Consider the following 15543-nt stretch of genomic DNA (forward strand, 5'->3'; position numbering starts at 1 on the left):
ATATTATTTTAAGTTCAATCTGATTCCAAAATCGATGAGTATGTATTGGTTAACCATGTATCTTAAAATTATATTTTTTCTCTTGTAAATTTTTCGATTTATTTTACAATAAAGAAGAACCAGGCCATATCTATCTTTATACCTATTAGAAGAAGTGCTTACAAAGTCGCAACCTGGTAAAGGAAAGAGCTGGGCTGGGAAAAACCAAAAATAAAGAAATATTAAAGGGGGATTCAATTCCGCATGAAAAAGCGCTCTCACATCAGCATTCTATCTGCGGTATTGGTAGCAAGCGTTGCGTTGACAGGTTGCGCAGGTGGTAACAGCTCAGCAGGAGGAAACAATGCAAGCGGCGGCAGCAGCACACCGCCGGCACAGACACAGCCAAGCACTTCCGGAAGTAGTGGCGGTACAGCAGCTCCTGCAAATGGTGGAGTTATCAAAATTGCAACGCAAACCCCTCTCTCCGGGAACCAGTCCTCCCTCGGGGACGCGATCAAGACGGGTGCAGAGTACGCTCTGAACAAGCGGAAGGAAGAATTCAAGGCATTGGGCTTTGACATCCAGCTTTTCCCTCAGGATGACCAGGCTGACCCGAAAATCGGGGTATCGAATGCGGAAATGCTGATTTCCGACCCTGATGTATACGGTGTAGTTGGGCACTTGAACTCCGGTGTTGCCATTCCTTCGTCCGTGAAGTACGAAGAAGGCAAGCTGGTCATGGTGTCTCCCGCGAATACCGCGGTCAAGCTGACGGAAGAAGGAAAGAAAACCGTACACCGCATTTGTGCGCGTGACGACGCACAAGGACCAAAAGCTGCGATGTACGCGAAAAACACGTTGGGCGTAAAAACAGCATTCATCATCCATGACAAGACAGCTTACGGCCAAGGTCTGGGCGATCAAGTGAAAATGCAATTTGAAAAAGATGGCGTGCAAATGCTCGGCTACGAAGGAATCACTCAAGGCGAGAAAGATTACAGTGCGGTACTGAACCAAGTAACGGCGAAAAATCCAGATATCATCTTTTTTGGCGGATTGTATCCAGAAGGTGGTATCTTAGTAAAACAAGCCCGTGAAAAAGGCTACAAGGGATATTTTATGGGTGGCGATGGCTTGGACTCTTCTGATATGATTAAAATCGCTGGTCCTGCCGTTGAAGGTGTAGTATTCACGTCTGTTGCCGGTGACGTGACGCAAACCGAAGAGGGCAAGAAGTGGGCAGACGAGTACAAAAAAACCACGAACAAACCTCTCGAAACCTATTCCGTTTACGGCTATGACTCCATGAACGTCATCCTCAACGGTGTGCTGGAAGCAATCAAAGCGAATGGCGGCAATAAGCCTACTCGTGAGCAAGTCCTCGATTCCGTGCACAAAACAAAAGATTTCCAAGGTCAATTTACAAAAGTTACCTTTGACGACAAAGGTGATAACACCAACGCTGACGTATTTATTTATAAGTACGACAAAGACAAATCCAACTTTGTAGGTAAGGCACAGTAAGCATCTGACATCGTAGACCTTCAGCCTCATCGAAATAAGGGGCGACACATGATGTGCGCCCCTTATTTTACTTAAAAAGGATGTGCTGTGTGGGAGAACTACCTGATTCAGAGAGAGTTGCCATCCTCTGACACCGGGTCGCACCGTTTGGGCAGACCTCGACAAATTTTATGGGCATTCGTCACTTGCAATATTGAATGCAGAAAATTTCTACAAGTTTACGAAGAAATGAGGGATGGAAAAGCATGCTGCTCAACATTTTGCCTCAGGTGCTGGTTGACGGTTTAACGCTTGGCTTCATGTACGCTGTTGTAGCACTTGGTTACACCATGGTTTACGGTATTTTGGAATTTATCAACTTTGCTCATGGGGAAATTTTCATGGTGGGTGCTTTCGTGGGGACAGAGGTATTGCTGATCACGGACGCACTGGGAGCACTTGAAGGCATGAATCCGTTTGTTGCCTTATTTATTACCTTAGTGATTGCTACGGCTGTTACTGGGGCACTGGGTGTTCTAATTGAGAGAGTGGCTTATCGACCACTTCGGGGAGCTCCTCGTCTGGTTCCATTGATTTCTGCTATTGGCGTATCGTTTTTGCTGCAGGACCTGGTTCGTTTTACAGAAGCGTTGGCTCGCAACGAGTTTTATCTGAACACTCCTACTCTTTTCACTACTCCGATCTCTTTGGGTGGCATCGCCACGATACCGGCAAAAGGCTTGGTTGTAATTGTAATTGCGATTGTAATGATGGTGGCTTTGACTCTGTTTGTGAACAAAACAAAGTGGGGAATCGCCATGCGCGCCGTAGCACAGGATAGAAGCACGGCATCGCTGATGACTATAAATGTAGACAAGGTTATCATGCTGACATTCTTGATCGGCTCGGGTCTTGGGGGAGCGACAGGTGTTCTGTTTGCCCAAAACTACGGAACGATCGACCCGTATATTGGCTTCATTCTTGGTTTGAAGGCATTTACTGCAGCGGTCTTGGGTGGTATCGGTAATCTTCGCGGTGCCATGGTAGGGGGAGTGCTGCTCGGCTTGCTGGAGTCTCTCTCGGGAGCGTACATGGGGCCATTGACGAACGGGGCTTTCGGTGCCGAGTACAAAGACGTGTTTGCATTCAGTATTCTAATCCTCGTGCTTCTCTTCAAGCCGGAAGGGCTGTTTGGCGAAGCTGTGAAAGAGAAAGTGTAGGTGATCAGGATGGCAAACATGAAATGGAAATCGTTCAAAGGCATACCACTTTTCGTCACGCTGATTTGGATCGCAGCATTTGCAGCATCCCTGCACTTCCTGGATAAGTCCGTTATCGCATTCCTGGGGATTCTCTCCTCGATCGTTCTGGTTTATTACACGAATACATCCAAAGCAATCAAAATGGTGATCGGTGCCTTGGTGCTGCTGATCGTCATTCCGTTGGTCGCGGGTGACAACCGCTACTACATGGAGGTAGCTTCGCAGGTAGGGATCTACGTGGCGATGGCGCTCGGTCTGAACATCGTAGTAGGCTTTGCTGGTTTGCTTGACCTGGGCTATGTGGCGTTCTTTGCCGCAGGTGCCTATGCTTACGCGATCTTCTCTACGTCGCAAGCCAATGAGTTCATTGCAGGCAACCTGTTCCCGCTGTCAGGGGAGTGGTTCTGGCCGTTCCTGATTGTCGGCTTGATTGTCGCAGCCGTATTTGGGGTCTTGCTCGGTTTGCCCGTACTCCGTGTAAAAGGTGACTATCTGGCTATCGTTACACTGGGCTTTGGGGAGATTATTCGGATTATTTTCAATAACCTGGACAAACCGATCAACATCACGAATGGTCCTCAAGGGATCACGCCAATTCCGTCACCGGAGCTGTTCGGCTTCAAGATGGGTACGCCGTTCTACTTTTACTTTATCGTATTGTTCGTCATTGCCTTTATCGTACTGGCTAATATCCGCTTTGAGCATTCCCGTCTGGGGCGTGCATGGATTGCGGTTCGCGAAGACGAACTGGCAGCCCAATCGATGGGGATTTCGCTTTTGAACACGAAGCTCGCTGCCTTTGCGACAGGGGCATCCTTTGCAGGTGTCGTCGGTGTCATCTTCGCAGCGAAGCAAACCTTTATCGACCCTACATCCTTTACGTTGATGGAGTCGATCGGAATTCTCGTGATGGTCATTCTGGGTGGCAGCGGCAGCATCCCAGGTGTTGTACTGGGGGCAGCTTTCGTAACCATCTTGCAGGTACAGCTCTTGAAGGAATTCTCCAACTTCCTGCATTCGCTGCAGCAGGCAGGCATCATCAATTTGCCGAACCAGTTGGACCCATCCAAGTTCCAGCGTCTCGTCTTTGGGATCATGTTGATTCTCGTGGCCTTGTATCGTCCGAACGGTCTGATCCCGGCGAAACGGAAGAAAAACGATCTGGATGCAATCAAAGCGAGCAAGTTTGGCCAAGTGAAGCTAGGGATTCTCAGCAAGATCTCCCAAATTTCTTCGGGCAAACAGTCGTAGGGACAAGGAGGGAATAACATGGCATTGTTAGAAGCGAAAAACTTGACGAAGCGCTTTGGTGGACTGGTTGCCAACCAGGACGTTTCGATTTCGATTGAAACAGGTAGCATTACGGCTGTTATCGGCCCGAATGGTGCCGGCAAAACGACCTTTTTTAACATGATCACAGGCTTTTACGAGCCCGATGAAGGCGAAATCCTGCTGAACGGAAAAAGCATCAAGGGACTTCGCCCAGACCAAATCGCAAGCCGCGGAATTACGAGGACGTTTCAAAACATTCGTCTGTTCAAGGAAATGACGGCATTGGAAAACGTCATGGTGGGTGTGCACAGCCGGTTGTCCGCTGGGCTGCTTGGAATCTTGTTCAATACGAAGCGTGTGCGGGAAGAGGAAGAAAAGGCTCGCGTAGAAGCGTATCAGCTGATGGAGTACGTCGGAATCGCGCATGTTGCCAATGAGGCAGCAGGCAGTCTGCCATACGGTCTCCAACGGCGTCTGGAGATTGCCCGCGCGATGGCAACCAACCCGAGCATCATTTTGCTGGATGAGCCAGCAGCCGGGATGAACCCCCGCGAGACGGTAGAGATGACTGAGTTCATTCGCCGCTTGAAGCGCGAGCTGGACCTGACGATCATTCTGATCGAGCACGATATGAAGCTGGTCATGGGCCTCAGCGAATATATTCACGTGTTGGACTACGGACGCAAAATCGCCGAGGGAACACCGGAGCAAATCCGCAACAACCCGAACGTGATCGAGGCGTATCTCGGAAAAAGCGCGTCGGAAGTGTCGTAGGAGGAGGAAACGAATATGGCATTGTTGGAATTGCATAACATTCACACCTATTACGGCGGCATCCACGCGTTGAAAGGCTTGACCATTTCAGTTGAACAGGGTGAAGTCGTGACGTTGATTGGTTCGAACGGTGCGGGGAAATCGACCACACTGAAGACGATCTGCGGCCAGACGCGTGCCCGCGAAGGCAAAATCATTTTTGATGGCAAGGATATTACGGCACAGCGTACCCACGATGTTGCTCTGATGGGAATCGCACATGTGCCGGAAGGACGTCGTATTTTTCCCAAGCTGACTGTACGGGAAAACCTGGAGATGGGGGCATTCTCCGTCACAGACAAAAAAGTGATCGACGAAGGAGTGGAACGCGCTTTTGCGTACTTCCCTCGTCTGAAAGAGCGGATCAATCAAAAGGGCGGAACGATGTCCGGCGGGGAGCAGCAGATGCTGGCGATCGCTCGCGGTTTGATGATGAAACCAAAAATCTTGATGCTGGATGAGCCGTCGATGGGATTGGCGCCCATTCTGGTTGAGCAGATTTTTGACATCGTTACCGAGCTGAACAAAGAGGGCATGACGATCCTCTTGGTAGAACAAAACGCGAATCAGGCCTTGTCCGTAGCCCATCGCGGCTATGTGATCCAGACGGGTGAGATTATTTTGAAGGACGATGCGCAGACTCTGCTGGCAAATCCGCAGGTTCGCGAGGCGTACTTGGCGTAACGAGAGATGAAAACAGAGAAAGCCTCGTGTTCCGAGAGTGGACACGAGGCTTTTTTGCGGGATAAGGGCAATCAGCTATTTCCGGCAGGTTCTGCAATGGGCGAGGAAGTCTCGGCTTGCTCACTGGACTGTCTGTTCCACTCCTTTACCACCAGGAGGAAGATGCCAAGCAGAATGACGCTGATCAGGATCAAGTAATGGCCGAGCTCGGGGATAAAGTAGCGGATGTCGCCGCCTTTATAGCCGAGACCGCGTAAAATCTGGAAATGAAGGGATAGCGGAATCGCTTTGTTTACCCATTGAAGCAGTTCAGGAAGCAAGGCGACGGGCACCTGACCACCGCTGAGCAAAAAGGAAGGCATGATGAGCATCACGATGCGTCCGGCGGCCTTCGCAGGGACAGGAGCTGTCCAGCCGATCAGCATAGCCAAGAGGCAGGTGCATAGGGTGTACAAAAAGAAGGGCAGGAAGATTTGCAGCACATGTGCCTCAAAGCGCAGGCCGCCCACTTGTTTCAGGACTCCGATGACCAGGTAGCAGGAGATGCAGCCTAATAAAGCGTAAGGAACGACACGTAAAACAATGCCTACCGGGTGTTTCAGCTCCTCTTCCAGCTTGCCCTGTTCCCGCAAGCGTGGAACGATCGTGATGGTGTTGATGCCGAGCAGAACGAGCAGGACGACATTGACGAACATCATGACAGAGCTCATGACGGTTTGACTGGTCGGATTATAGAGAGAGCGCTGTTCCAGAGTGAGTGGAGACGGACCGGTTTTCGTGCCGTTTTCCATCCCGATGACCTCGCTTACTCCTGTACGTATGCTGTTGGCGCTGGCGGTCAACGTCATATCGAGATACAGGCCGACGTTAATTGGCTTTCCTTGCAGATAGGCAGACTCCAGTCCCGCGGGAAGATAAAGGACGCCGGAATACTTTTCGTTGTAGAGGAGCTGGTCTGCCTCGATGTAGTTGTCAAAGACACCGTTAACCTGAAGATATTGAGAGGCATCGAGCTTGCTCAACAGCTGGCGGCTGTATAGGCTGTGATCCTGATCGACGACCGCTAAAGAAGCTTCGTTCACGGTGCCATTTTGAAAAATGTAACCAAATACCGCGGCAACCACGAGCGGGACAATCAGGATCAGGATGACGAATTTGCCGCGGAGGATGTGTGTCCACTCATCAAGGATGGTTCGCACCCGTATTCACCTCCACGGTCATTCCTGGCAGTAGCGACGGGGAGCGTGGCACATCGACGCGAACCAGGAAGGAGCTTACATCCGATTGGCCCTTCTCCCGGCTCATGCGCATGCTGGCGTATTGGGGAGCAGAAGTTATGTAGCGTACTTTTCCACTGATATCCTGATTCAAGGCGACAATACGCCCAACGACTTGGCCGTTGACTTGATAGTGATGGATCTGGGATTCGTCTACATACAGATTGTAGTAAAGCTGATCGGATTCCACGACGACGACAGGGGCTCCCGCCGCAACGATCTCGCCGACTTTGGGAACGATGCGCGTTACTTTGCCATCAGCAGGAGAAGGAAGGACCATGCGCTGCTTTTGCAGCTCTAGCGCTTGCAGTTGAATGGCGTATGCTTCCTTTTGTGCGACGAGCAGATCGATGTTGTAGGCGCTGTTTTGCAGATCGAGCCGGGCTTGCGAGGTTTGTGTCATGGAGGTTTTGGCTTTCTCGGTCTGGAGGCGTGCTTGCTGGCGCTCTTGGCTGGTTGCGCCGGACTGCAGCTTTTCCAGGAGTGCTTGCTGCTGGGCCACGCTGTTTTGCGTCGACTGTAGCTGATTGCTCGCCGTATCGAGAGCAGCCGAAGAGACAGCGCCGCTATCGAAGAGGGCTTTGGTCCGCTCGTAATTGACAGTCGCTAAATCCAATGCTTGGCGGGCTGCTTCCAAAGCGAGCTTCTGCCGTTCGAGATCTTCGGCGCGCGTTCCTTGATTCAATAAGCTTTCGGAAGCTTGAGCGGCTGCAATTCCGATGCGTGCCTGTTCTTCCTGCGTGCTAATTTTGGCATACCCGTTTTGGAGAGCTTCCTTTGCTTGCTTAATCCGTACATCCTGCTGCTCCATATCTGCGCGTACTTTGCGGATTTGCAGGTCGATGTCTGCCGTATCGAGCTTCATGAGGATGTCGCCCTTTTTGACGGGCTGCTCTTCTACAACAGAGATGGACGTGATCTTGCCGCCCACTCCTTGAAAAGCTGCATTCACCGTGTCTGCGGTCAACAGGGTGTTTTTTTCGGTGGATGCCATCGTCACTGTGTCGGTGCCGTTCATGGCCATGAGTGTTCCGCCTGTACCGAGGGCGGCGAGCACGAGGAGGTAAGGGATGATTCGCTTATTATTCGACACCGATTTTCCTCTCCTTTGGATCGAATAGATAGAAAAGCAACACCTTGTTCATTAATAATCATGGAGTGCATTTCCATTATATCCACTGGAAAAAGGAGTTCAATAATCAACATGGGCTTGTTCTGTTCATAAATCAACAGCGGGATACGCAAGTGTTCAGCAAGTTTTTGGAAAAAGGAAAAAAGACTGCACTCTCTTTTGTTTTGGAGAAAATGCAGCCTTGTCCGACTGGCGCCTATGGATGATCAGGAGGCTCTTTCGCAGGGTGCGCGATTGTGGAAAAAAGCAGTCCGGTCGGGCCGTTGAGTGAGAGGGAAGCCATCATGGTGGCCATCTCTCGCGGTGTGTATTTCATGCCAGACTCAAACCAATGCTGGATGACTCCGAGATTGGCAGAAGTGAAATAGGAAATCAAATAATCGATGGGAACGACTTTCGCGGCATCATGGGTATGTAGGGGGATCAGCTTTTCATAGAAATTCGTTTCCATAAAATCCCGCAGCTTTTTCTGGAAGGTGGGATTCCCTTTTGGGCCAAGGATCGCCTTGAAAAAGGCTTTGTGCTCGCTCAAGTACTCAAACACGCGTATCAATGGGGGATAGACTTCCTTCCTCGCGAGGTATTGCCTTACCTCTGAAGGATTGGTATGCCTGGTAATTTCACTGAGTCCTTGAAGTGCTTCCTCTTCGGACTTCTCGAGCAAGTCGTATTTATCGTCGTAGTTGAGATAGAAGGTCCCTCTATTCAGGCCTGCCCTTGTCGTCAAATCTTTGACTGTAATGGCATCGAAGCCTTTTTCCTCGATCAGCTCAGCGAGTGCTTCTTTTAACATTTTCTTTGTACGGACGATCCGTGGATCAACGCTCTGTTCAGACATAGAACCTCCCCTTTCCCTAGGCGTGGTGTATGTACCAAACATTATAGTTAACAGAATGATCATTAATCAACACTAAGTTCATTAGAGTCTTTCCCGACAGCAAAAAGAGGAAGAGCACCGTCTCCCTCTTTACTGGGCTGCTGTTTCTAAGAATGAATTAGCATTCACAAGCTACGATTACCAGCAAAATAAAGAGCACCAAAATCAAGGCGAAATCATCTCCACCGAACAATCCCATGATCTTTCCCCCCTTTATTTTCGGACTGCTCTCAGGATATGAACAAGGCATCCCATTTGCTTGGACAAATGAGGAGGGTCAGGAGTGGAAATACGGGAATACGAATAGGATGCGCCTCGCGAACGAGTGTGTAAGGTGGACGGAGGAGTAACCGCTCTCTTAGCGAATAAAGTTTTCCATGCAACCCTTGGCGTGGTAGGAGAATCCGGCTGCGGCAAAAGTACGATGGGACGAACCATCCTGCGGCTTACCGATCCCACGGAGGGGCATTCAGATCGCATTGGCGTGATGTATTTGGGGCAGATGGTCGAGTATGCTCCGACAGACAGCCTGTTCGCAAATCCGCTTCATCCGTATACGCAAGCGCTATTGTCAGCCGTTCCGCTCCCCAATCCGTATAAAAAGAAGGAGCGGATCATCCTGCGTGGAGAAATCCCGTCACCCATGAATCCGCCGTCCGGATGCATCTTTCATACGAGGTGCCCGTATGTGATGGACGTATGCAAAACGGAAGCCCCGACGAGAGCAGAAGCGGCGAAGGGTCATGTGGTAGCCTGTCATTTGTATGAGGGGTAGGAAAGCTGACGAATAGCATGTGAAAAACCAGCCAAGCCAGGTAAAAGGGATGTAGAACCTTGTTCTGCGTCTTTTTTCTTTTTCTTGATTTGTCCATTCATCTGTTCTTTGTTTCTGCTATGATGAATTTATTCACTATTGGCATTCTTCATTTTTGCTATTTTACAAATGATAGAAGGGTCAGTCTGGGGGAAGAGGAGGGGGAGCTGTGCTGGATATCAGTCCTCACTTGGTGGAAGGAAGCGAAGCGCTGTATTTGCAGCTGTATCGATATTTTTGTGGAGAAATTCAGTCTAGGCGGTTGCCGTCCGGAACGAGACTTCCCTCGGTGAGAGCACTCAGCCATCATTTGCGCGTGAGCAAGACAACCGTGGAAACCGCCTATCATCAGCTGCTCGCGGAAGGCTATTTGGAAAGCCGGGAGCGAAGCGGTTTTTACGTGGTGGATGTGGGGTGGGATGGCTCTGTGTCTGCCGGGCCCCAAAGCAGCCGTCAGCCTGTGCAGACGGGGAATATGGAGGAGCCTGTTCCCTTGACAACGGTACGCGGGGTGCACGCTGCCATACGCTATGATTTTCATCAGGCACAGGTCGATGCCGAGCATTTTCCGTTTGAGTTGTGGCGGCGGTATGCGAATCAATGCATGCAGCGGGAAAACCACAGTGTGCTCTATTATGGGGATCGTCAGGGAGAGCTGGCGCTGCGCGAAGAAATCGCCCGCTATCTCGGACAAGCCCGTGGTGTGCAGGCCACAGCCGAACAGGTCGTGCTTGGAGCAGGGACGCAGGTCATGATCACGCTGCTCGGCCTCATGTTTGGTCTGCGCGGACAAGCTGTCGCGATGGAGAATCCCGGATATAACGGTGTTCGTGCGGTTTTTCAGCAACTGGGCTTCGAAGTCCTGCCGATTCCATTGGAGGAGGATGGCATCGATGTGGAGTTGTTGGAGAAAAGCGGGGCAAGGCTGGTCTATATCACGCCCTCCCATCAGGATCCGACAGGGATCGTGATGCCGTATGCAAAACGTCTCAGGCTGCTGCAATGGGCAGACCGGACCGGGGGCTACATCATGGAGGACGACTACGATGGCGAATTTCGCTACAGCGGAAGGCCGATTCCTTCCCTGCAAGGGCTGGATACAGGGGGACGCGTCATTTATTTAGGAACGTTTTCCAAGGCATTGCTGCCGACCATACGAATCAGCTACATGGTTCTTCCCAATTCGCTGCTGCCGATTTTCCATGAGAGATTGATCGAATTTGATCAGACCGCGTCGCGCATTCATCAAGAGACATTGGCGCTCTTCATGAAGCACGGCGATTGGGTGAGACACATCCGAAAGATGAGGACGCTGTACCGGAAAAAGCATGAAGCGTTGCTGCGCGTCTTGCAAGAAGAGATGGGTCCATCCATTCGGATCACGGGCCAGGATGCTGGAATGTCGGTCACCGTGGAAGTTCAGAGTATGTACAGTTCCAAAGAGCTGTCTGACCTCGCCGAAAAAGCAGGAATTCGCGTACATCCGGCTTGTCACAAATGGATCAAGGCGCTAGAAAACAGGCTGCCTTCCTTCCAGTTTGGCTTTGGAGGGCAATCGATTGAAGACATCGAATCAGGAATTCGGCTCTTGGCAGACGTGTGGCAGCCCTATTTGATAAAGAAGGGATAAGGGAGCATATCGAGACAGGGTACGAAGAAAAGAGAGAGGCACGCAGCTTGTCATCCTCCCTATTTGTAAAGGGAATGAAGCAGATCTTTCCTGTCGCGGCAGCAGGAATCGTCGATGGCTTGGTATTCGGGATTCTGGCGAGGCAAGCGGGCCTTGGGGTGACCGAAGCCATGCTGTTTTCCTTGCTGGTCAATGCAGGATCGTCGCAATTTGCTGCCGTTGGCTTAATTTCGCAAGGGATCGTTGGATGGCCGATTCTGGTATCGACTCTTTTGCTGAATGCAAGACATCTGCTGTACGGGCTCTCGCTCGGCCCAAAATTTCGGGGGACATCACCGTGGAAGCTGGCGCTGATGGGAGGCTGGCTCAACGACGAGACCTATGCACTGAAGGTAACGTATTTGGCGAACGAAGCCAAACCGAGCCTTTCTTACTTCGCAGGAGCGAGTGCGGCGGATTACTTGATTTGGAATATCAGTACATTTGCGGGAGCCTGGTTTGGTACCGTGTTTACACAGACAGAGGCGTACGGACTGGACTTCGCTTTTGTGGCGACCTTTCTCGGGTTTTTGGCTGTTAATCTGGTGTCGTCCTTCCATGTCAAAGTGGCGGGATGCGCTACCGCCGTCGCATGTGTCGGCTACTGGCTGGGTGGCGCGACTGTTGCGATTATTGCCGGAACCTTGACGGCCGTGGTGATTGGGGCGGTGAGTGGCGAGCAATGAGCGATAACGTGCTGTTGTATATCATAGGGATGGCTTTGATCACCTACTTGACCCGCTTTCCGATGCTTTTGATCAGCTCGCGCTGGGAAATCCCCGTCTGGCTGAAACGCGGCTTGGCGATGGTTCCGGTTGGGGTGTTCAGCTCCATGACTATTCCACCGATCTTGTTTCACGCGCCAGAAGGGGAATGGAGCCCGGAGTATCTCGTGGCGGGGATCGTCTCGCTGTCGGTAGGTATCTGGAAAAAGCAGATCGTGTGGGCTTTGCTGGCAGGTGTCGTTGTGATTGCGCTCTGGCGTCAGCTGGTTGAATGGATGTAAGTGAAAAGAGGCAGCTTGGGACGGGAAATGTCCGAGGCTGCCTCTTTTTCATTTTTGCTACGAATGGCTTCAAGAACGATATCCGAGATGGGCGGACATTTCCTGGACGGTTGCCAGTGTTTCGTGCAGGATCTCCTCTTGCTGCGGGAGCACACGATCCGAAGGGCCGATGACACTGATCGAAGCGGTTACCTGACCAGATGCATCGAAGATCGGTGCGGCGATCCCCGTTACGCCGTTGTTGCGGCGGTTGGAGCTGATTTCGTACCCGCGTGCTTTGATCACCAGCAGATCGTCCTTGATCGATTCGATCGAGGTGTAGGAGTGTGGGGTGTACATCTTGAGCGTCGCTTCCTCGAGAATATCCTCTTGGAACTCGGCTGGCTGGTAGGCGAGCAGCACACGTGCTGCAGTCGTAGAGTACAGCGGGAAGCGCCGGAACGATTCGACTGTAAACCGAATCGGATGGGGCGAGTCCACTTTTGCCACGTAGATCGCGTCACGCGCATCTTTTACACACAGAACAACCAGCTCGTTCGTGCGGGAAACGAGGCGATTCAGATACGGCATCGAAAAATCGACGATGTCGTGGTTCTTCAAGACTTTGGTCCCAAGCTCCAGAAGGGTGTAACCAAGCGTGTACTGCTTGGTTTTTTCATTTTGCCGAATAAAGCCTTCGGATTCCAAAGTGGAGAGCAGCTTGTGTACCGCCCCCTTGGACATTTCCAGCATTTTGCTTAGTTCGGTCACACCAAGCTCCTTCGGTGAATCTAGAAAAATTTTTAACAGCCGGCAGCTATTGCGGACTGATGAGAGCACTTGATCCATGAAACCGTCTCCTTAGAAGCTCATTGGTTTTATTCTACCATGAAACGAAAACGCTTACTCCAAGAATTGAGCCAATGGTTTTTTTTATTGGACTACCTTGAATAGTCAGTTTCTTATATGGTAGTATACAACTATCGTTCTTGAATAGCAAACGTCGTTCTCTATTCGTGAACAACTTAGATAAAATCGGGGGTTGAACACTGTGAAGAAAAAGGCATTATCTGTACTCTCCATTTTTGCACTGACAGGATCTCTGCTCGCGGGATGTGGCTCGCCAGCGCCGCAAGCCGCAGCGCCAGCACAGCCATCTGGTTCAAAAGAAGGAGCTTCCGCGCAGGTACAGCTGGAAGATACCTTGGTCGTAGCAGGTAACGGAGCTACGGTTGAAAAGCTGATGAAGGATGAGTTCTTCAAAAAGTTCAATGAAAAATACCCAAATGTGAAGCTGACGTACGTTTCCGGTGTTTCCACGGAGATCGTAGCGAAGGTCAAAGCGCAAAAGAACTCTCCGCAAATTGACCTGACAATCGTAGAGGGCGGCGAGCAGGAAAAAGGCCGTCAGGAAGGCCTGTGGGAGACTGTGTCTGCGACCGACATTCCGAATATAAAAAACGTGCCGGCAGACCTGAAAATCAAGGATGATAGCGGAGTCGTGGTCAACTTCACACCGATGGGAATCACCTATAACACCGAGCTGGTGAAAGAAAAGAACCTGCCAGTACCTACGTCCTGGAACGACCTGGCGAAGCCGGAAGTGAAGGGCAATATCACAATGACAGACGTAGCGAGCAACTTCGGACGCTCTACGATGATCATGCTGGCTTATGCCAACGGTGGATCGGAAAAGAACATCGAGCCAGGCTTCCAAAAGATGGCGACCATCGCAGGCTACATGCCGACTTTTGCAAAGAGTGCCGCACAGCTGCAGCAAAACCTGCAAAACAAGAGCGCAGCGTACACCACGTGGACAATGGCTCGCAGCCTGACGCAAAAAGAAACAGGGCTGCCAGTGGAGTTCGTCTTCCCTGAAGAAGGCGGAAACATCGTGCCAAACGTTGCGACCATGGTTAAAGGAGCCAAGCATCCACAAGCAGCCAAAGCGTTCATCGACTTCCTGCTGACCGATGAAGTACAAACTGCGTATGCGACCAAGCTGTACTACAATCCGGCAACTCCAGTGAAGCTTCCGGACGATGTCGCGAAAACACTGGAATTTGACCGCTCCAAGGTTGTGAACTTCGACTACGAAGTGCTCAGCAAAGAAACATCCAACTGGCTGGATCGCTTCAACAAAGAGATCGCCCCCAACACAGGAAAGTAGGTGTCTTTCGTGACCAAGGTGATTGACGTCGAACTACGCGGCATCATGAAAAAATTTCAAAACAATGTCGTGGTTCAAGACTTCAACCTGCAGGTGGAGCAAGGCGAGTTTATTTCCTTCCTCGGTCCATCTGGTTGCGGTAAAACCACGACCCTGAATATGATCGCGGGTTTTCTCGACCCGGATGGCGGTGATCTCTTGATCAAGGGGCAGCGCATGAACGGCGTGCCTCCATACAAACGGGAGCTGGGGATGGTGTTCCAGACCTACTCCCTCTTCCCGCACATGACCGTAGCAGAGAACATCGCCTATGGCTTGAAGCTGAGAAAAATAGGCAAAGCCGAAATGCAGGAGCGGGTAAAACGTGTACTGGAGCTGGTGAAGCTGCCGAACGTCGCAGACCGCTACCCGAAGCAGCTTTCCGGTGGTCAGCGCCAGCGGATCGCAATCGCTCGAGCTCTGGTTATCGAGCCATCTCTGTTACTGCTGGATGAGCCGCTTAGCAACCTGGACGCCAAGCTGCGCGAGGAACTTCGCGACGAGCTGAAGCGTCTGCATCAGGAGATCGGCGTGACGACGATTTTTGTTACGCATGATCAGGAGGAAGCGCTGTCCTTGTCTGACCGCATCGTGGTTTTGAATCACGGCTTCGTGGAGCAGATCGGTACCCCGCTGGAGATCTACAATCAGCCGGCATCGGAGTTCGTCCATACGTTTATCGGAAAAACGAACCGAATGGAAGGCGAAGTGATCGGAGTAGAAGGTGAGCGACTCACCCTTCGCACCAAAGAAGGAATGACGATTCATGCAGGCAAGCAGGAACGGCCGTTTGCCCATGGTCAGAAGGTAGTTGTCTTCGTAAGGCCGGAGAAAATCTTGCTTACGGATACGGCGGGACCGGGGATCAACCAGGTGGAAGGACAGCTGCAGCTAGCATCGTTCCTCGGTTCGTACACCGAATGTGAGGTGCGCACTGGCGGTCATACCTTGTCAGTGAAAGTGCAGATGAGCGACCGATCCGCAGAACGTGAGCCAGGTACACAGGTATTTTGCCAATGGAATCCGGAAGACGTGCTGGTCATGCCGGCAGAGAGGGGATGACG

15 protein-coding genes and 2 pseudogenes are annotated in these 15543 nt (G+C 51.2%); 12 read left to right on the forward strand and 5 right to left on the reverse strand.

Going from position 1 to position 15543, the window contains the following annotated elements; translation table 11 throughout:
• The first annotated feature begins 243 nt into the window (after positions 1–243).
• From ACLIN2_RS03515 to ACLIN2_RS03535, 5 genes are all read left to right on the forward strand, one after another.
• Positions 244–1506: a branched-chain amino acid ABC transporter substrate-binding protein gene (locus ACLIN2_RS03515; RefSeq protein WP_400588093.1), complete on the forward strand. Its 1263-nt coding sequence runs from the start codon at positions 244–246 to the stop codon at positions 1504–1506.
• Positions 1507–1751: 245 nt separating this feature from the next.
• Positions 1752–2705: a branched-chain amino acid ABC transporter permease gene (locus ACLIN2_RS03520; protein WP_122926792.1), complete on the forward strand. Its 954-nt coding sequence runs from the start codon at positions 1752–1754 to the stop codon at positions 2703–2705.
• 9 nt (positions 2706–2714) lie between these two features.
• Positions 2715–3998 (forward strand): branched-chain amino acid ABC transporter permease, encoded by a 1284-nt coding sequence (locus tag ACLIN2_RS03525; protein WP_092267508.1) that lies wholly within the window; start codon positions 2715–2717, stop codon positions 3996–3998.
• A gap of 18 nt (positions 3999–4016) precedes the next feature.
• The gene (locus tag ACLIN2_RS03530) at positions 4017–4793 is read left to right on the forward strand and encodes an ABC transporter ATP-binding protein (protein WP_092267403.1); all 777 of its coding nucleotides are present in this window, start codon (positions 4017–4019) and stop codon (positions 4791–4793) included.
• A gap of 15 nt (positions 4794–4808) precedes the next feature.
• The gene (locus ACLIN2_RS03535) at positions 4809–5516 is read left to right on the forward strand and encodes an ABC transporter ATP-binding protein (protein WP_092267402.1); all 708 of its coding nucleotides are present in this window, start codon (positions 4809–4811) and stop codon (positions 5514–5516) included.
• A 71-nt stretch (positions 5517–5587) separates the two neighbouring features.
• Here ACLIN2_RS03535 and ACLIN2_RS03540 read toward each other — a convergent pair whose 3' ends face one another.
• From ACLIN2_RS03540 to ACLIN2_RS03555, 4 genes are all read right to left on the reverse strand, one after another.
• Positions 5588–6715: an ABC transporter permease gene (locus ACLIN2_RS03540; RefSeq protein WP_411503227.1), complete on the reverse strand. Its 1128-nt coding sequence runs from the start codon at positions 6713–6715 to the stop codon at positions 5588–5590.
• A complete protein-coding gene (locus ACLIN2_RS03545; protein WP_411503228.1) occupies positions 6699–7886 on the reverse strand; it encodes an HlyD family secretion protein in 1188 nt (395 codons plus the stop codon). The genes ACLIN2_RS03540 and ACLIN2_RS03545 overlap by 17 nt, the downstream gene beginning before the upstream one ends.
• A gap of 235 nt (positions 7887–8121) precedes the next feature.
• Positions 8122–8763 (reverse strand): TetR/AcrR family transcriptional regulator, encoded by a 642-nt coding sequence (locus tag ACLIN2_RS03550; protein WP_411503229.1) that lies wholly within the window; start codon positions 8761–8763, stop codon positions 8122–8124.
• Between the two features lie 157 nt (positions 8764–8920).
• Positions 8921–9052, reverse strand: a complete 132-nt coding sequence (locus tag ACLIN2_RS03555) for a YjcZ family sporulation protein (protein WP_092267506.1) — start codon at positions 9050–9052, stop codon at positions 8921–8923.
• A gap of 141 nt (positions 9053–9193) precedes the next feature.
• Between ACLIN2_RS03555 and ACLIN2_RS03560 the strand changes: the two are divergent.
• The 5 genes and pseudogenes from ACLIN2_RS03560 to ACLIN2_RS03580 form a co-directional block, all read left to right on the forward strand.
• Positions 9194–9259, forward strand: a pseudogene (locus tag ACLIN2_RS03560) (hypothetical protein); the annotation flags it as partial.
• Positions 9260–9271: 12 nt separating this feature from the next.
• Positions 9272–9577 (forward strand): annotated as a pseudogene (locus ACLIN2_RS03565) (oligopeptide/dipeptide ABC transporter ATP-binding protein); the annotation flags it as partial.
• A 208-nt stretch (positions 9578–9785) separates the two neighbouring features.
• Complete coding sequence (locus ACLIN2_RS03570; RefSeq protein ID WP_411503230.1) at positions 9786–11246, forward strand: PLP-dependent aminotransferase family protein; 1461 nt, start codon at positions 9786–9788, stop codon at positions 11244–11246.
• Positions 11247–11293: 47 nt separating this feature from the next.
• A complete protein-coding gene (locus tag ACLIN2_RS03575; protein WP_301172341.1) occupies positions 11294–11971 on the forward strand; it encodes an AzlC family ABC transporter permease in 678 nt (225 codons plus the stop codon).
• The gene (locus ACLIN2_RS03580; RefSeq protein ID WP_301172342.1) at positions 11968–12291 is read left to right on the forward strand and encodes an AzlD domain-containing protein; all 324 of its coding nucleotides are present in this window, start codon (positions 11968–11970) and stop codon (positions 12289–12291) included. Before ACLIN2_RS03575 ends, ACLIN2_RS03580 begins: the two co-directional genes overlap by 4 nt.
• A gap of 69 nt (positions 12292–12360) precedes the next feature.
• On the opposite strand, the gene ACLIN2_RS03585 is transcribed toward ACLIN2_RS03580, so the two are convergent.
• Positions 12361–13119: an IclR family transcriptional regulator gene (locus ACLIN2_RS03585; protein ID WP_301172343.1), complete on the reverse strand. Its 759-nt coding sequence runs from the start codon at positions 13117–13119 to the stop codon at positions 12361–12363.
• Positions 13120–13321: 202 nt separating this feature from the next.
• Here ACLIN2_RS03585 and ACLIN2_RS03590 point away from each other — a divergent pair, with 202 nt between their 5' ends.
• Together ACLIN2_RS03590 and ACLIN2_RS03595 are read left to right on the forward strand one after the other, a co-directional pair.
• Positions 13322–14440, forward strand: a complete 1119-nt coding sequence (locus tag ACLIN2_RS03590) for an ABC transporter substrate-binding protein (RefSeq protein ID WP_411503231.1) — start codon at positions 13322–13324, stop codon at positions 14438–14440.
• Positions 14441–14449: 9 nt separating this feature from the next.
• Entirely contained in the window at positions 14450–15541 is a 1092-nt protein-coding gene (locus ACLIN2_RS03595) for an ABC transporter ATP-binding protein (protein WP_301172345.1), read from the forward strand.
• Positions 15542–15543: the final 2 nt, after the last annotated feature.

It is taken from the genome of Brevibacillus centrosporus (assembly GCF_046622605.1).
GTDB lineage: Bacteria > Bacillota > Bacilli > Brevibacillales > Brevibacillaceae > Brevibacillus > Brevibacillus centrosporus.